Raw genomic sequence first — 17,766 nt, 5'->3', positions numbered from 1 at the left:
GATGACGGGACGCAGCGCTTTCGCGGCTCTTGCCCTGGCCTTCGTCCTGCCGGGCTGCGCCACAGTTCCCGCCGCAACCGAGAGTGCGGGGGCGGTGGCGCAGACGAAGCCCGCACACGTCGAACAACGCCGCCCGAACATCATATTCATCATGTCGGACGATCACGCCCAGACCGCGATCTCCGCGTACGGAACCGAGATCGGCCGCCTGGCACCGACCCCCAATATCGATCGGATAGCTGCGAACGGCGCTCTGTTCGAAAACAGCTACGTCACCAATTCGCTGTGCGGACCGGCCCGCGCAACCATGCTCACGGGCCAGTTCAGCCACATGCACGGCTTCACCAGGAACGGGCAGAAATTCGACAATTCCCAGTGGAATTGGGTGCGCGAACTGGGCGCGTCGGGATATGACACGGCCCTGTTCGGCAAATGGCATCTGAATTACTCGCCCGAAGGTGCGGGGATCGACGATTGGGCCGTGCTCGACGATCAGGGCAAATACTATAATCCCGATATCATCACGCCCGACGGGCGAGAAGTGGTGGAAGGCTATGCCACCGATCTCGTCACCGATCGCAGCCTTGCATGGCTCGATGCGCGCGCGGGCAGCGACAAGCCGTTCGCGTTGCTGATCCACCACAAAGCGCCGCATCGCAATTTCATGCCCGCGCTGCGCCATGTGCAGAAATATATCGGCACCGAGTTTCCCGTGCCCACCAATTATTTCGACCATTACGACGGTCGCCCTGCGGCAGAGGCGCAGGAAATGAACATCTACCGCGACATGTATGAGGGCCACGACCTTAAGATGACGGTGGAGGAGGGGAGCCGCGAACTGCGCTTCAATCCGTGGACCGACGATTTCGCGCGCATGACGCCTGAACAGCGCGAGGCTTATTTCGGGGCGCTGCAGCCCGGCAACGACGCGATGAACGCGGCGAACATGACCGATCGCGAGATGGCGATCTGGAAATACCAGCGCTACATGCACGAATATCTCGGCACCGTGGCAGCGGTGGACGACAGCGTGGGCCGAGTGCTCGACTGGCTGGAGACAAGCGGCGAGGCCGATAACACGATCCTCGTCTACACCTCCGACCAGGGCTTCTATCTCGGTGAGCACGGCTGGTTCGACAAGCGCTTCATGTACGAGGAAAGCCTGCGTACGCCGCTGGTGATGCAATATCCTGGCCATATCGCGCCCGGCACCAGGATCGCGGCCCCCGTGCAGAACGTCGATTACGCGCCGAGCTTCCTCGACTATGCGGGACTGCCGGGGCGCGAGGCGATCCAGGGCCGTTCCCTGCGCGAGGTGGTCGATGGCACGCCGCCCGGCGACTGGCGCGACGCGGTCTATTACCACTATTACGAATATCCCGGCTTCCACGCGGTCCGCGCGCATTACGGCGTCAAGCAGGGCCGCTACAAACTGATGCGGTTTTACGGCGATATCGACGCGTGGGAGTTCTACGATCTCGAAACCGACCCGAACGAGATGCACAATCGCATCGACGATCCGAAGGTGCAGGACGAGGTCGCGCGGCTGAAGGTCAAGCTGGAAGCGCTCCGTCGCCAATATCGCGACAGCGACGGCCCGGCGGTCGATGCGCCCCTTTCGGATCGTCAGGCGAGCGCCAAGGGCCTGCGGGATGCGACGAGCGCGGCGGGGGCGGGGCACCACGCCCACCACTGAGGAATGAACGGCGATTCCTTTCCTTTTCCGGGGCTACTCCGCCGGTGAATCGATCCGGTTCCGCATAGGCCGGTACCTCACGTGCCAAAGCTCTGGCGCGCGGGGCTTGCGCTGCTAAAAGCGCGCGCATGACCGCGAACGATGCAGGAAAACCCGCCTTCATCCTTACCCTGTCCTGCGAGGACCGGGTGGGCATCGTCGCCGCGGTCAGCAGCCATCTGGCCGCGATTGAGGGCTTCATCCTCGACAGCCAGCAATATGCCGATCTCGATGCAGGGCGCTTCTTTCTCAGGATCGAATTTCGTGCGGAGGGCGCATCCTTCCCCAAATCGGTGGACGATCTGCGGACAGGCTTCGCCTCGATCGCCAGCCGATACGCAATGGACTGGGATCTGCTGCCCGCCGATCATCGGCCCCGTCTCCTGATCGCGGTGTCGCGGGGCAGCCATTGCCTCAACGATCTGCTGCATCGCTGGCAGACCGGCAATCTGCCGGTAGAGATCGTCGGTGTGGTTTCCAACCATGAAGGCCTGCGCGACCTGACCGAATGGCACGGCGTTCCCTATCACTACCTTCCCGTCGATGCGGAGCGGCGGCATGAGCAGGAAGCGCGCATTCTTGGCGTGTTCGAAGAGACGCGCGCCGATACGCTGGTGCTGGCGCGCTACATGCAGGTGCTATCGTCCGACATGGCGCAGCGGCTCGCGGGGCGTTGCATCATTATCCATCACAGCTTTCTGCCCAGCTTCAAGGGCGCGCGGCCCTATGGCAAGGCGCATGAACGCGGCGTCAAGCTGATCGGGGCGACCGCGTATTTCGTCACCGGCGATCTCGACGAAGGGCCGATCATCGAACAGGATATCGAGCGCGTGGACCACCGCGCGACCGAACAGGATCTGGTCCGCATCGGGCGCGATATCGAGACGCGGGTGCTGGCCCGCGCCGTGCGCTGGACGGCCGAGCGGCGCGCTTTCCTGAACGGTATCCGCACCGTCGTCTTTCGCTGAAGCTTCGGATCAGCACCCCGCAACGCCCACGCACGCTGCCGGAATAGCGCCTTTCCCCGCAGGCTTGAGTGCGATAGGAGCCGGACCATGGCGAAATCGATTTCCCACGCCTTCGCCGTTTGCTGTCTGATGTGGGCGGCTGCCTGTGCCGAAGCGGAACCCGAACGTGAACGCGATCCCGTTCCTGTGGTTGCCGAGGACATTCGCGTCCTTCCCGAAACGCTCGAAATCGAGGCGATCGGATCCGCGCGCGCTGCTGTATCGGCGGAAATCTACCCCGAAACGGCGGGTCGCGTCACGCGCGTCTTGTTCGAAGCGGGCGATTTCGTGCGCGACGGCGCCCCGCTGCTCCAGCTCGATGCGCGGGCCGAGCGGCTGGCGGTCGAAGCCGCGCGGGTTCAGGTGCGCGAGGCGGACCAGCTCCTCTCCCGCTATCGCCGGATCGAGGATACCGGAGCCCTGTCCGCCAGCCAGATCGAGGCGGGCGAAACCGCACTCGCCAGCGCGCGGGTGGCGCTGCAGCAGGCCCAGACCGATCTTGCCGACCGCACCGTGCGCGCGCCGTTCTCCGGCCATGTCGGCCTGACCGAGATCGATCCGGGCGACCGGGTGAGCGATGCGACACCCATCGCCCAGATCGACCAGCGCGGCACGCTCTATGTCGATTTTCCCGCGCCCGAAGCGGTCTTCAACGCGCTCAGCCCCGGCCAGGTCGTGCAGGTGACGCCCTTTTCCGACGGATCGCGCACGATCGATGCGCGCGTCGTCACCACCGACAGCAGGATTTCGCAGGACAGCCGCGACTTCATCGTGCGCGCCGCCATTCCCAACGAGGGTGACCGCCTGCGTCCCGGCATGAGTTTCCGCGTGGTGTTCGAACGGCAGGGAGAGCCGCGACCGGTCGTACCCGAACAGGCGATCGTGTGGGGCGGGGAGGGCTCGCACGTCTTCGTCGTCAGGGATCGCAAGGCGGTGCGCGTGCCCGTTACCATCACGGCGCGGCGCGAGGGGCTGGTGTTCGTCGACGGCGCGATCCGGCGCGGCGATCGGGTGATCGTCGAAGGGGTTCAGAAGGTGCGCGACGGGCAGGACATCCGCCTCGTCAGCGGCGGCGGCGCCGGTAGCCGGACGGTCCAGGTCCGCCCGACAGGATCGGAGACGCCCGCTCCAGCCCCGGCGGAGCAGTGAAGGACCGCAACGATCTTCCCATGCTGGCGGTCAAACGGCCGCTGCTGATCGGCGTGCTCAACCTGCTGATCGTGATCGCCGGGATCGCCGCGCTGATGGGCGTCGAAGTGCGCGAGCTGCCCAATGTCGATCGCCCGATCGTGTCCGTCACGGCCAGCCTTCCCGGCGCGGCGCCCGAAACGATGGATTCCGAAGTCACCAGCCGGCTAGAAAACGCGGTCGCGCGTGTTTCCGGCGTGCGCGAAATCCGGTCCTCCAGCGAGGAGAACAATTCGCGGATCCGGGTCGAATTCAATCCCGGCGTGGATCTCGACACTGCCGCTTCCGACGTTCGCGAGGCGGTCAGCCGCACCTCGCGCGATCTTCCCGACCGGGTCGAGCAGGTCACGGTGGTGAAGGCGGATCAGGACGCGCAGCCGATCATGACGCTGGCGGTCCAGTCGACACGATACGATCAGGCGGAGCTGACCCGCATCGTCGAAAACGACATCGTGCCCGAACTGCTCGCGGCGGAAGGCGTCGCCAGTATCGAGGAATTCGGCACGCGCGCGCGCCAGATGCGGGTCTCGGTCGATCCGGCGCGGCTCAATCGCTTCGGCCTGACGCTGGCCGACGTGGCCACGGCGCTGGAGAATGCGCCCTACGACGTGCCGGTCGGCTCGTTCCGGTCGAATGCGCAGGAGCTGATCGTGCGCGCCGAGGCGAGCGCGACCGATCCCGCGCGTATCGAAAACGTCGTGATCTCGGGCACGACCCGGATCGGAGATGTCGCGCAGGCCGATTTTGCGCCAGCCAATGCGACCAATTTCGTCCGGCTCGACGGACGGCCCATCGTCGGTCTGGGCGTGGTGCGGCAGGCGAGTTCGAACACGATCGAGATTTCGGATTCGATCCGCAGCGGGGTCGATCGCCTCAACGAACGGTTCGACGATCTCAGCATCGAAATCGTGTCGGACGATGCGGAATTCATTCGAATTTCGGTGCGTGAGGTGCTGATAACACTCGGCTTCACAGTGCTTGTGGTGGTCGGCACGATGCTGCTGTTCTTCCGCGCCTGGCGACCCACGATCGTGCCCAGCGCGACGATCCCGGTTGCGCTGGTCGGCGTGGTCGCGGGCATCTGGATGATGGGCTTTTCCATCAATCTGTTGACCCTGCTGGCACTGGTGCTGGCGACGGGCCTGATCGTGGACGATGCGATCGTCGTGCTCGAAAACGCGCAGCGCCTGCAGAACAAGGGGCTGGGCCGCCGGGCCGCCGCCGTCATCGGCACGCGGCAAGTGTTCTTCGCGGTTGTCGCGACCACGGCAGTCCTCGTCAGCGTGTTCGTCCCGATCAGCTTTCTGCCGTCCGAAGTCGGGCGGGTGTTCCGCGAATTCGGGTTCGTGCTCGCGGTGGCGGTGATTCTGTCGAGCTTCGTCGCGCTCTCGCTGGTGCCCGCGCTCGCCGCCCGCTTCGATCTGACGAGCGAGGAACAGTCACGCGGACGCCTTGCCCGGTGGGGCGGACAGGCGACCGAAGGGTACTCGAAGCTGCTGACCAAGTGCCTCGATCGTCCGCGCCTTGCCGGGATCGTCTCGGTCCTGCTCGCCGTGGCCGCAGGGCTTCTCTACACGCAGCTCGACAACGAATTGGTGCCGGACGAGGATCGCGGCGTCGTCACCGTGGATGCGACCGGGCCCGACGGGGTGGGCATCGATTTCATGGATGGCGAGCTGGACGAGGTCGAACGGGTGCTCCAGCCCTATCTTGACAGCGGCGAGATCGAGAGCACCTTCTCCATCGTCGGTCGCTACGATCCCAACCGCGTGCGGGTGACCGCCCAGCTCGCCGACTGGGACGATCGCGACCGATCGCAGACCGAGATTGTGGAGGAACTGAACGAACCGCTGCAGGAAATTCCCGGCTCTCGTACCAATGCGCGTGGGCGCGGCACGCTCAGCTTCGGGGGCGGGGGCGACGGGCTCGAAGTGGCGCTGACGGGCCCCGAATATGCAACGATTTTCGAATCCGCGACCGCGCTGGCGACGGCGATCGATACAGGTTCGGACATCCTTTCGAACCCCGACATCTCCTATCAGCCGACCCAGCCCCAGCTTTCGATCCGCATCGACCGGCAGCGCGCCGCCGATCTCGGCGTCGATCTGGACGATCTTGCCCAGACCCTGCGCGCAATGGTGGGTGGCGAGGATCTGGTCGATCTCAATGTCGGCGATCAGGCGGTCCCGATCTTCCTGACCGCACAGGCCGTGACTGTCACCAATCCGCAAGATCTGCGCAATCTCTACGTGAGGGGAACGAACGACACGCTGGTGCCGCTGTCGAGCGTGACCGAAATCGAGGAGCAAGGCATCGCCGCAGAGCTCGACCGCACTGAGCAGCGCCGCGCGATCGAGGTCAGCGCGGATATCGCGCCCGGAACGCCCCTGCGCGATGCGGTTCAGGAAATCGAGCGACTGGCCGAGGAAGCCGTCGAGCCGGGGATCGACATGATCCTTCAGGGCGAGGCGGAGAGTCTGGAGGAAACTTCGAACGATCTCTTGCTGACATACGCTTTCGCGCTGGTGATCGTCTTCCTCGTCCTGGTCGCGCAGTTCGAGAGCCTGACGAGCGCGGCGGTGGTGATCCTGACGGTGCCCTTCGCGCTGGCGGCGGCGGTGTTCGCGCTGTTTCTGTCGGGCGTCTCGCTCAACATCTATTCGCAGATCGGCCTCGTCATGCTGATCGGGCTGATGGCGAAGAACGGGATCCTGATCGTCGAATTCGCGGACCAGTTGCGCCATCAGGGCCGCAGCGTGCGCGAAGCGGTGGAGGAAGCTGCCGCCATCCGCCTGCGCCCGATCGCGATGACATTGATCTCGACCGTGGTCGGCGCATTGCCGCTGATCCTGGCGAGCGGAGCCGGATCGGAAGCGCGCCAGTCTATCGGGTGGGTGATCTTCGGCGGGCTGGGTCTTGCCGGACTGTTCACTCTGTTCCTGACGCCGGTTATCTATCTCGGGGTCGCCAGGCTTGGAAAGCCGCGCAAGCTGGACCTCGAGCGTCTGCGTGAAGAGATCGACGAGACCGATGAGGATATGACGATGGCGCCGGCATGATGCAGGGGCGTTGCAGAGGCATTGCACTGGCAGGTGCCGCAATGCTGGCAGGGTGCGCCACAGGGCCTGAGCCCGAGCTGGTCGCGGTGGTCGTTCCGCCTCCTATCTATGCCACCGATCTGCCACCCGCAGGCCTCGACGAGGCGTGGTGGCGAGGGTTCGGGGATCCGGCGCTGAACGACCTTGTCGCGCGCGGACTTGCGGCCAATCTCGATATCGATGCGGCTACGGACCGGCTCGATGCCGCCGCCGCACTGCTCGCCGCGGAACGGTCGGATCGGCTGCCCACACTCGATGCGACAGGCGAAGCGGGCGTCGATCTCGGCAGCGACAATCGCGTGCGGGCGAGTGCAGGCCTGTTCGGCCGGTTCGATCCCGATTTAAACGGAAGGCTCGCTGCGGAAATCCGTGCTGCCGCCGCCGATTACGCCGAGGCCGACTACATCCTCGCCGATCAACGCCGCCTCGTCGCCGCAGCGATCGCCAGCCAGTATATCGAATACCGCCGTACCGGCGCGCAACTCGACCTGCTCGAACAATCGACCGACTTGCAGGAGCGCACGCTCCGCATCGTGACCTTGCGTTTCGAAGCCGGTCTTGCCGCCAATCTCGACGTTCGCCGAGCTGCCGCCGATCTGGCGCAGACGCGCGCCCGGCGCGGCCTCGTCGCAATCGCGCGCGCTTCGGCGGCCAATGCGCTCGCCATATTGATCGCCGAACCGCCCGGCACCTTCGCGCCTCCGCCCGCACAAGATGCGAGTGCCATTCCCGACTATAGTCGCGGCCCGGCGGCAGGGACGCCGGCCGATCTGCTGCGCCGCCGTACCGACCTTCTCGCCGCCGAAGCGCGGCTGGCGCAGGCGGCGGCGCGGATCGGGATCGAGCAGGCCGATCTGAGACCTTCCCTTACGATTCCCGGCACGATCGGCCTCGGCGACGGGACGCTGGGTGGATTGTTCACGAATTTTCTGGCGGGCGTCGGAGCCGCGCTCGACCTGCCCCTGTTCGATGGGGGCAGGCGGCGCGCGGAAGTGGAGGCGGCTCAGGCCGAGGGCCGCGCAAGGCTCGCCGAATACCGCGCGACGTTTCTCGACGCGCTGGGTGAGGTCGAGAACGCGCTGGTCGCCATCGAAGCGTATGGGCAGCGCAACGATGACTTGGCGGAGGCGATCGAGCAGAGCGAAACCGCGCTCGGCCAGTCCGATGCTCTCTACCGCGAAGGGCTCGCTTCGCTGTTCGACGTCCTCGATGCGCAGCGCCAATTGATCGCCAGCCGCCAATCGCTGATCGACAGCGAAGCCGCGCTGGCGTCCTCCCATGTGGCCTTCCATGCGGCGGTCGGCTCGCAAGGATATTAAGCGCTCGCTTTAGGCGCGTTCAGCCCGGACGCTTCATCTTGAACAGCGCATCCTGCGTAATCGCGAAATAGTCCGCCGGGCCGCCGCCGCGCGTGATCGGGACGGGGCGCGCCGTCTGGTAGACCCCGTCTTCAAGCATGGCGGGTTCGATATGGATGCCGACCGCCTCGCCGATCACCAGCCATTGGTCGAGCGCGTCCCCCTGCCTGTTTTCGAGGCGCACGAGCTGCGTGAGCTTGCATTCGAAATGCACCGGGCTGCCCGCGACGCGCGGCGGTTTCACCATTTTGGAAGGCAGCGTTGCCAGATTGGCCAGCTCGAACTCGTCGACTCCTGCGTCGACATTGGCCGAACTCGCATTCATCGCCTCCGCCTGCCCCCGGGTCGCCAGATTCCAGACGAACTCGCCGGTGGCGTCGATATTGGCCACCGAATCCTTCCACCCAGCCGATGCGAAAGCGATCAGTGGCGGGCGGTAATTGATGAGATTGAAGAAGCTGTAAGGCGCCAGATTGCGGACGCCGCCGGCGCTCTGCGACGAGATCCAGCCGATCGGGCGCGGCGCGACGATGGCGTTCAACGGATCGTGCGGCAAGCGGTGGCCGTCTTCGGGTTCGTAGAAATGATAATCGGTCATCGGGCCGCTATGCCGCCACGGCACGTCGCATCAAAGCCAAATTGTTCTTGGCGTTTCGGACCTTTAGCGCGGCTTACCTGTTGAGTGGGCAAGGAGACCGTCTTGCCCGATACCATCACCATCAACGGAACCGATCACACGCTGCCGAGCGATCCGCGCGTTAGCCTGCTCGATTTCCTCCGCCACGATCTTGGCTTGTCCGGCACGAAGAAAGGCTGCGATCACGGCCAGTGCGGGGCCTGCACGGTCATCGTCAACGGCATGCGCATCAACAGCTGCCTGACGCTCGCCGCGCTCCACGATGGCGACGACGTAACGACGATCGAGGGGCTGGGTACGCCCGAAAATCCCTCGGCTCTGCAAACCGCCTTCGTCGAACACGATGGCTATCAATGCGGCTATTGTACGCCGGGCCAGATCTGTTCGGCGACTGCCATGCTGGACGAGATCAAGGCCGGTTTCGCCAGCGATGCGAGCGAGAGCCTCGACGGCGAGATGGAGGCCAGCGCCGATGAAATCCGCGAGCGGATGAGCGGCAATCTGTGCCGTTGTGGCGCCTATGCCAATATCGTCGCCGCGATCCGCGATGTGGCGAGCCAGGAGGGCGCGGTATGAGACCTTTCGACCTCCAACGCCCCGACAGCCTCGAACACGCGCGCAATCTTTCGACCGGCGAGACCGCCACGCTGATCGCGGGTGGAACGAACCTGCTCGACCTGATGAAGCTTCAGGTCGAAGTGCCCGAACGCCTGGTGGCGATCGATCGGCTCGGCATGAACGAAATTCAGGCCACCGAGGATGGTGGCCTGCGCATCGGCGCGCTCGTCACCAATACGGCGACGGCCAATGATGCGCGCATTCGCAGCGATTATCCGGTTCTGGCCCGAGCCATTCTGGCAGGCGCGACCCAGCAATTGCGCAACCGCGCGACGACCGGCGGCAATCTGTGCCAGCGCACGCGCTGCTATTACTTCACCAATATCGACCAGCCCTGCAACAAGCGCGAGCCGGGATCGGGCTGCGGCGCGATCGAGGGCATCGCGCGCCTGCACGGCGTTCTCGGCACCAGTTCGAGCTGCATCGCGACCTATCCCGGCGACATGGCGGTGGCGATGAGCGCGCTCGACGCGACAGTCGAGATCATGGGCGCGGACGGGTCCGAACGTAGCGTTCCGGTGCGCGACTTCCACCTTTTGCCGGGCGACACGCCTTGGCGCGACAATGTGCTGGAAACGGGCGAGATCATTACGGCGGTCACGCTGCCCGCGCCGGTCGAAGGCAAGCAGCTTTACCGCAAGGTACGCGAACGTTCATCCTATGCCTTCGCTCTGGTTTCGGTCGCGGCGATCATCGCGATGGACGGCGATACGATCGCCCGCGCCGATCTCGCTTTCGGCGGGCTGGCGCACAAGCCGTGGTACGATCCGCGCCTGTCCGACCTGCTGGTGGGCAAGGCGCCCGACGCCGCCCTGTTCGATTCCGCCGCCGATCTGCTGCTCGACAATGCGCAGGGCTATGGCGAGAACGATTTCAAGATACCGCTCGCCCGGCGCACGCTCGCTGCTGTGCTGGCCGAAGCGACGGAGACCGAATTATGACCGCCCATCTCAAGCAGGACGAGCCCGACACGGCCAACTTCCTCGACACCATGAAGCAGGGTGTGCTCGGCAAGCCCGTCTCCCGGATCGAAGGGCTTGCCAAGGTCACCGGTACTGCGCCCTATGCAGCCGAATATCCGGTCGAAAATGTGGCTGAAGGCGTGCTCGTCACTGCCACGATCGTGCGCGGCAAAGTCGTCTCTATCGACAAGGACGCCGCGCTCGCCATGCCGGGCGTGCTGGCGGTAATCGACGACAAGTGCCTTACCACGCGTGCGGCGCAAGGCACCGCCAACGAGGCCCCGCAGCAGAATCCCAGGAAGATCGATTATTGGGGCCAGCCCATCGCCGTGATCGTCGCCGAAAGTTTCGAGCAGGCGCGCGATGCGGCCAAGCACCTCTCCGTCGAATATCGCGAGGAGGAAGGGGCTCCGCTCGATCCTTCTGACGTCGAAGCCGAAGAGCAGGAGGACGAGACCGTCGATCAGGGCGATCTTGCGCATGCGATGGCGAGCGCCGATCATGCCGCCGACCTCGAAATTTCGACCGAAGGGCATGCGTCCGCCGCGATGGAGCCGCATGCAGCCATTGCCGAATGGAATGGCGACAAGGTCACCGTCTACGCCTCGCTGCAGATGCTGAACTACAACATCACCGAACTGGCCGACAGCCTCGGCTTGGACGAGGAAAAGGTACGGCTCGTCTCGCGCTATGTCGGCGGCGGGTTCGGCTCGAAGCTGGGCGTCAGCGAGGAGGTCGTCGCCGCGGCCATCGCTGCGAAGGCGGTCGGGCGTCCGGTGCGCGTCGTCATGAGCCGCCAGCAGGTGTTCCAATGCGTCATGCGGCGCAGTGAAACGAAGCAGCGCCTGCGGCTCGCCAGCGATGGCGAGGGCAGGCTCGACGGGTTCGGCCACGAGGCTCTAGTCTCCAATCTTCCCGAAGAAGACTTCGCGGAGCCGGTGCTGCAATCCTCTCATTTTCTTTACGGGGGAAAGAACCGCGCGCTGAAACTCGAAGTCGCGCGCATCCATCGCATGACCGCGGGATCGGTCCGTGCGCCAGGCGAGGCTGTCGGCATGCCGGCGCTGGAAGTCGCGATGGACGTGCTGGCGGAAAAGACCGGCGTCGATCCGGTCGAACTGCGGATCCGCAACATTCCCGACTGCAATCCCGAAGAGGATCTGCCGTTCTCCTCCCACAAGCTGGCCGAGTGCCTGCAACAGGGCGCGGAGAAATTCGGCTGGGATGCCGGTCCTCGTAAGCCGCGCCAGACGCGCGATGGCGAATGGTGGGTCGGCACCGGCATGGCGAGCGCCGCGCGCGTTCACAATGTCGGCGAGGCGCGGGCGAGGGTCACGCTGCGGCCCGACGGCACCGCCGAAGTGCGCACCGACATGACCGATATCGGCACCGGCACCTACACCATCGTCGCGCAGATAGTTGGAGAGATGCTGGGCCTCGGAGTGGAAGATGTGCTTGTTCAGCTGGGTGACACCGATTTCCCGCGCGGGTCGGGTTCTGGCGGTAGCTGGGGCGCGGCCTCGATCGGATCGGCGGTCTATCTGGCCTGCCGCGCCCTGCGCGAGAAGCTGGCGCAAAAGGCAGGCACCGACGAGTCCGATCTGGCGCTGCGCAACGGCGCTGTCGAAGGCGGTAAATCGCTGGCCGATCTGCTCGATGGACAGGAATTGTCGGAAGAGGGGCATTACGAGCCCGGCGAGATCGCCGATACGCACACCGCATCGGGTTTCGGAGCTTTCTTCGCTCAGGTCAGGGTCAATCGCTTTACCGGCGAGACGCGGGTGGATCGCATGCTCGGCGCGTTCGGTTTCGGCCGCGTGCTGAACGCCAAGACCGCGCGCTCGCAATGCCTCGGTGGCATTACCTGGAGTATCGGTGCCGCGCTGACCGAAGCGCTGCATTTCGATCCCAGGGATGGCCATCTCGTCAATTGCGATCTTGCCGAATACCACGTCCCGGTAAACCGCGACGTACCCGAGGTAGAGGTGCTGATGGTGGAGGAACGCGACCCGGTCGCCAGCCCGATCCAGGCCAAGGGGATCGGCGAACTCGGCATGTGCGGCGGAGCCGGTGCGATCGCGAACGCGATCTACAACGCTTGCGGCGCGCGGGTTCTGGACTTTCCGATGACGCCCGACCGGGTGCTGGCGGCGATGCCCGATTAGGCGATTGAAACCAGTTGGATTGGGTGCAGGGATCAGCCTTTCGGTTGATCCCTGACCGTACTTAGTCGCCGCGCAGCTTGAACGTCGTGTACCCCGACGTGCTTGCGCACCAGGACCCGCTCCCCTTTATGGTGCGGCAAGCAATGCGCTCGCAGGACGTTTATCGGCGCGTCATTCCGACAATATACGCTGTGCGATCTCGCGAACGCTGTCGGCCAGATCCTCGCGCTGCAGCGCCAGCGCCAGTGTCGCCTCCACGAAACCGAGCTTGCTGCCGCAATCGTAACGTTTGCCGTCGAAAGTGACTGCGTGGAACGGCTGGTCGCCGATCATCTTCGCCATCGCGTCGGTCAGCTGGATTTCGCCGCCTGCGCCCTTTTCCTGATCCTTAAGGATGCCCATGACTTCGGGCTGAAGGATGTAGCGACCCGACACGATCTTGTTCGAAGGCGCATCGGCCACAGCGGGTTTCTCCACCAGGCCCTTCACCTCAGTAAGATTGCCATCGACCGTGCCTGGATCGATGACGCCATAGCTCGATACCTCTTCATGCGGCACTTCCAGCACGCTCACCAGATTGCCGCCGGTCTTTTCATAGGCATCGACCATCTGCTTCATGCAACCAGCGCCGCCCGGCTCTCCGATCATCAATTCGTCGGGCAGGAAAATCGCGAAGGGCTCGTCGCCCACGATGGCGCGCGCGCACCATACCGCGTGGCCGAGACCCATCGGAACCTGCTGGCGAACCGTGATGATGCTTCCCGGCGTCGCCCGGGTCGAGTCGAGAACACCGAGATCCTTGCCCCGTTCGCTCATCGTCGTTTCAAGCTCGTAAGCCACGTCGAAATGTTCGACAATCGCGGTCTTGCCCCGGCCGGTGACGAAAATCATCTCCTCGATCCCCGCCTCGCGCGCTTCGTCTACCGCGTACTGGATCAGCGGGCGATCAACGATCGGAAGCAGTTCCTTGGGAACGGCCTTGGTTGCCGGAAGGAACCGCGTGCCCATGCCCGCGACTGGAAAAACGGCTTTCTTGATCGGCTTGAAACTCATGGAAAGGTCTCCGTGCATGTTCAGCTTCGAGGACGTTTAATCGATTGTGGATGCGGCGATGATGTGGAGACGCGCGCATCCCATTTTGGGACAGTCCGGTGCCCGCCCGCGGGCGTCCGGTAAAGGGACTTACGTGATTACGTCAGGTTGCTTGCGCCCGGTTCTGGCGACGAGATCGGTCAATTCGCCTGCCGCAGCGGCCAGTTCCGCCAGCATGGGCTGCACCTCCGCGTCGAGCTTACCGGTCGGCGGCTCGTACCGCTCGAGATAGATGCGCAGGGTCGCGCCTTCGGTTCCCGTACCCGACAGGCGGAAGACGATCCTTGCCCCGCCTTCGAAGAAGATGCGGACGCCCTGATTGCGGCTGACCGATCCATCGACGGGATCGGTATAGTCGAATTGGTCGGCGGCGCTGATGGTTAGGGTGCCGAAGGTCCGGCCCGAAAGATCGCCTAGCGACGCGACGAGATCGTGCATCATCGATTGCGCGATTTCGGTGTCGATTCCCTCGTAATCGTGGCGCGCGTAATAATTGCGCCCGAATTTCCGCCAATGGTCCTCAGCGATTTCGGCCACGCTCTTGCCCGTCACGGCCAAGATATTCAGCCACAATAGGACGGCCCATAATCCGTCCTTTTCCCTAACATGGTCGCTGCCCGTGCCGGCGCTTTCCTCGCCGCAGATCGTCGCCTTTCCGGCATCGAGGAGCGAGCCGAAGAACTTCCATCCGGTGGGCGTTTCCCAGGCCGGGATATCCAGCTCCTCGGCAACCCGGTCGGCTGCGGCGCTGGTCGGCATGGAGCGAGCTATACCGGAAAGCCCCCCGGCATAACCGGGCGCGCGATGGGCTTGGGCCGCGAGCATCGCCAGCGAATCGGACGGCGTTACGAAGATGCCGCGCCCGATGATGAGGTTCCGGTCCCCGTCCCCGTCGCTGGCGGCCCCGAAATCGGGTGCATCGTCCGCCATCATCCTGTCGTAGAGTTCGCGCGCATGGACGAGATTGGGATCGGGGTGATGGCCGCCGAAATCTTCCAGCGGGGTTCCGTTTCGCACCGTGCCGGGAGCAAAGCCGAGCCGTCCTTCGAGGATTTCAGCAGCGTAAGGGCCGGTCACCGCATGCATCGCATCGAAGGACATCGTCAGCCCGTTCGACACGGCCTCGCGGATCGCGGCGAAATCGAAGAGCTCTTCCATCAAATTCGCATAGTCGGCGACGGGATCGATTACCTCGACCTGCATTTCTCCCACCTGCGTCGAACCGATGGTGTCGAGATCGATATCCTCCGCTTCCACCGCCAGCCAGCGATCGATCGTCTGCGTGCGCGCATGGATGGCTTCGGTCACCGCTTCGGGCGCCGGCCCTCCATTGGCGACATTGTACTTGATCCCGAAATCCCCGTCCGGACCGCCAGGATTGTGGCTCGCAGACAGGATCAGACCACCGCTCGCGCCGTATTTGCGGATGACGTGACTGGCCGCTGGCGTAGAAAGGATGCCGCCGCGCCCGACCAGCGCCCGGCTGTAGCCGTTGGCGGCGGCGATCCGCAGCCCTTGCTGGATCACGGTGCGGTTATGAAACCGGCCGTCTCCACCTATCACGATCGTGCTGGCATCGGGACGCTCGACAGTATCGAAGATCGCCTGGATGAAGTTTTCCGAATAACCCGGCTGTGCGAACTCGCGCACCTTCTTTCGCAGGCCGGACGTTCCAGGCTTCTGGCCTGCGAATGGCTGGGAGGAGAAGCTTTTGATCATGGATTTCCTCTGGGTTGGCGGACGGGTATCGATCCCATGGAAGCCGAATGTGTCAATCGAACCTCGTGCTCGTACGATAAGCGAGGTGGCCCAGCGCCTTCGCACGCGAATTCTTCTCCGAATGAACGTGGTCGGGGGATGAAGCTTCATGCCCAGTCCCTGCCTGAAGGCTGAGGCGGGATTTCGGGAATTGTTTTAAGGACCGTATCGAATTCGTCATCTAAATGTCGCCTCCTCTTCCAGGGGACGAACGCATCGTAGCGTTGCGCTGTCAGACCAAAATGATATTCGCCCGACAATCAAGTGTTACGGCAAGAAGGGGCCATTCTATTATGACATCATCCCCTGCGGACAGAACCGTACCGGTTCTTGTCACCGGAGGCGCCGGTTATATCGGCAGCCACGCCGTCCTCGCCCTGCGCGATGCAGGCTGGCCCGTTGCCGTTATAGACAATCTTACGACGGGTTTCGAATTCGCCGTACCGGACGATGTCCCTTTCTATAAAGGCGATATAGAGGACACGAACCTGCTTGCGCGCATTTTTGCCGAGCAGGGCATACGCGCCGTCATGCATTTCGCTGGCTCGATCGTCGTACCCGAAAGCGTCGAGGATCCGCTCAAATATTACGGCAACAACACGGCTAAGAGCCGGTCCCTGCTGCAGGCGTGCATTGCGGCTGGCATTCCCCATTTCCTGTTTTCCAGCACCGCCGCGACCTATGGCGTGCCGGAAAGCTCGCCGGTCCGCGAAGAAGCGCCGACCGTGCCGATCAATCCTTACGGCTGGTCCAAGCTGATGACCGAACGGATGCTGGCGGACACCGCCGCCGCGCATCCGATCAATTACTGCGCGCTGCGCTATTTCAACGTCGCCGGGGCCGACCCTCAGGCGCGCAGCGGGCAGTCCACTGCGGGCGCGACGCATCTCATCAAGGTTGCCGTCGAAGCCGCATTGGGTCGGCGCGAGAGCGTCTCGGTGTTCGGTACGGACTACGATACGCCCGATGGCACCGGCGTGCGCGATTATATCCATGTCAGCGACCTCGCGGACGCTCACGTCCTGGCTTTGAAAGAGCTGATCGCCAAACCGCAGACATCCATGACCATGAATTGCGGCTATGGCCGGGGCTTCTCCGTCCTCGAGGTACTGGATGCGGTCGATGCAGTCACCGAAGGGAAGATCGACCGGATTTTCGCACCTCGCCGGGCGGGCGATCCCGCAGCGCTGGTGTCCGATCCCGGTCGGCTGAAAGCGACGCTTCCCTGGAAGCCTCGCCATGCCAATCTGGAAGAGATCATCGTCCACGCGCTAGCGTGGGAGCGCAAGCTTGCGACAATTCGTCAGATGCCCGCCGATCCGGACAATCGCGGCTAGCGTCTTCGAAAGCCCATTTGGGCGGCGATCGTCGCGGTCTCTACGGCGCGACCGTCTTGGGAAGCCACCGTGGTTTCGACCTATGCCATGGCGGCACGCCCGCGATTTCGCTCAGGCGAGCGGGATCGTGGATCACCATGCGCCGGTTCGCGACCGACACCACGCCCTCGACCCGCAATTGCTTGATCAGGCTGTTGGTGTGGACACTGCTGACACCGATCAGCTCGCCCATTTCGCGTTGAGTGAGCGGCATGAAGAAACCGCGCTCCGGATCCTCCTCGCTCAGGGCATGTCGCTCGTGCAATCGCAGGATCAGCGCGGCCAGGCGCGTCAGGGCATCGGCCTGCCCGGTAAGCGCCAGCCGTTCCATGAGGAGAGAGCGTTCTTCCTGTGATATCAGGAACATGATCGCTGCAATTCGCGGACTTGCCGTGAACAGCTCGCCAATCTGATCCTGCCCGATGCGGATGGTCTCGACCGGCGTAAGCGCCATCACGGCATCGATCGGTTCGCGCATCGCCAGGCCCGGGAGCCCCAGGATATCGCCGGGCAGATTGACCGAGACCAATTGACGCGACCCGTCTGCCAGGATCACCGCGCTCGCCGCCCATCCATCGACGAGAAGGTAGAGGTTATGCTCTGTTTCCGATCGGATGATGTCGCCACGCTCGAAATGGTTTCTCGAACCGCCCAGCTCTACAAGCCGCTGAATTTCCACAGGATCGAGATCTGCGAAACCGGTCAGGCGCGAAATGACTTTTCTATCCTTGACCTCGGCGGAACTTTCTTTCGGTCGAAAACTCATTCCACC

Annotated in this window: 13 protein-coding genes; 9 read left to right on the top strand and 4 right to left on the bottom strand. The window is 63.9% G+C overall.

Annotated features, from left to right (window positions below):
* The first annotated feature begins 1 nt into the window (after position 1).
* From J7347_RS05195 to J7347_RS05175, 5 genes are all read left to right on the top strand, one after another.
* On the top strand, positions 2-1,696 hold the full coding sequence (locus J7347_RS05195) for a sulfatase (protein ID WP_209161080.1): 1,695 nt from the start codon (positions 2-4) through the stop codon (positions 1,694-1,696).
* 128 nt (positions 1,697-1,824) lie between these two features.
* Positions 1,825-2,703: a formyltetrahydrofolate deformylase gene (purU, locus tag J7347_RS05190; protein WP_209161079.1), complete on the top strand. Its 879-nt coding sequence runs from the start codon at positions 1,825-1,827 to the stop codon at positions 2,701-2,703.
* Positions 2,704-2,790: 87 nt separating this feature from the next.
* A complete protein-coding gene (locus J7347_RS05185; protein ID WP_245173790.1) occupies positions 2,791-3,891 on the top strand; it encodes an efflux RND transporter periplasmic adaptor subunit in 1,101 nt (366 codons plus the stop codon).
* Positions 3,888-6,989 (top strand): efflux RND transporter permease subunit, encoded by a 3,102-nt coding sequence (locus J7347_RS05180; RefSeq protein ID WP_209161078.1) that lies wholly within the window; start codon positions 3,888-3,890, stop codon positions 6,987-6,989. Before J7347_RS05185 ends, J7347_RS05180 begins: the two co-directional genes overlap by 4 nt.
* Complete coding sequence (locus J7347_RS05175) at positions 6,986-8,347, top strand: efflux transporter outer membrane subunit (RefSeq protein WP_245173789.1); 1,362 nt, start codon at positions 6,986-6,988, stop codon at positions 8,345-8,347. Before J7347_RS05180 ends, J7347_RS05175 begins: the two co-directional genes overlap by 4 nt.
* Before the next feature lie 19 nt (positions 8,348-8,366).
* Here the strand turns inward: J7347_RS05175 and J7347_RS05170 are convergent, their stop codons facing one another.
* On the bottom strand, positions 8,367-8,984 hold the full coding sequence (locus tag J7347_RS05170) for a flavin reductase family protein (protein ID WP_209161077.1): 618 nt from the start codon (positions 8,982-8,984) through the stop codon (positions 8,367-8,369).
* Between the two features lie 102 nt (positions 8,985-9,086).
* Here J7347_RS05170 and J7347_RS05165 point away from each other — a divergent pair, with 102 nt between their 5' ends.
* From J7347_RS05165 to J7347_RS05155, 3 genes are read left to right on the top strand one after another with little or no spacing between them, the layout of a single operon-like run.
* Positions 9,087-9,599: a 2Fe-2S iron-sulfur cluster-binding protein gene (locus J7347_RS05165; protein WP_209161076.1), complete on the top strand. Its 513-nt coding sequence runs from the start codon at positions 9,087-9,089 to the stop codon at positions 9,597-9,599.
* On the top strand, positions 9,596-10,582 hold the full coding sequence (locus J7347_RS05160; RefSeq protein ID WP_209161075.1) for a xanthine dehydrogenase family protein subunit M: 987 nt from the start codon (positions 9,596-9,598) through the stop codon (positions 10,580-10,582). The genes J7347_RS05165 and J7347_RS05160 overlap by 4 nt, the downstream gene beginning before the upstream one ends.
* On the top strand, positions 10,579-12,768 hold the full coding sequence (locus J7347_RS05155; protein WP_209161074.1) for a xanthine dehydrogenase family protein molybdopterin-binding subunit: 2,190 nt from the start codon (positions 10,579-10,581) through the stop codon (positions 12,766-12,768). Before J7347_RS05160 ends, J7347_RS05155 begins: the two co-directional genes overlap by 4 nt.
* A 171-nt stretch (positions 12,769-12,939) precedes the next feature.
* Here the strand turns inward: J7347_RS05155 and galU are convergent, their stop codons facing one another.
* A complete protein-coding gene (gene galU / locus J7347_RS05150; RefSeq protein WP_067683204.1) occupies positions 12,940-13,821 on the bottom strand; it encodes a UTP--glucose-1-phosphate uridylyltransferase GalU in 882 nt (293 codons plus the stop codon).
* A gap of 129 nt (positions 13,822-13,950) precedes the next feature.
* The gene (locus J7347_RS05145; RefSeq protein ID WP_209161073.1) at positions 13,951-15,579 is read right to left on the bottom strand and encodes an alpha-D-glucose phosphate-specific phosphoglucomutase; all 1,629 of its coding nucleotides are present in this window, start codon (positions 15,577-15,579) and stop codon (positions 13,951-13,953) included.
* Positions 15,580-15,911: 332 nt separating this feature from the next.
* Between J7347_RS05145 and galE the strand changes: the two genes are divergently transcribed.
* Positions 15,912-16,955, top strand: coding sequence for a UDP-glucose 4-epimerase GalE (gene galE / locus J7347_RS05140; protein WP_209161072.1), 1,044 nt, complete (start codon positions 15,912-15,914; stop codon positions 16,953-16,955).
* Positions 16,956-16,995: 40 nt separating this feature from the next.
* On the opposite strand, the gene J7347_RS05135 is transcribed toward galE, so the two are convergent.
* Positions 16,996-17,760 carry a Crp/Fnr family transcriptional regulator gene (locus tag J7347_RS05135; RefSeq protein WP_067683201.1) on the bottom strand — a complete coding sequence of 255 codons (765 nt, stop codon included), beginning with the start codon at positions 17,758-17,760 and terminating at the stop codon, positions 16,996-16,998.
* Positions 17,761-17,766 lie beyond the last annotated feature (6 nt).

The organism is Erythrobacter sp. A6_0, from assembly GCF_017744235.1.
Lineage (GTDB): Bacteria > Pseudomonadota > Alphaproteobacteria > Sphingomonadales > Sphingomonadaceae > Qipengyuania.
The sequence above is the reverse complement of the archived record's forward strand: the minus strand, read 5'-3'. Positions and strand labels throughout refer to the sequence as shown.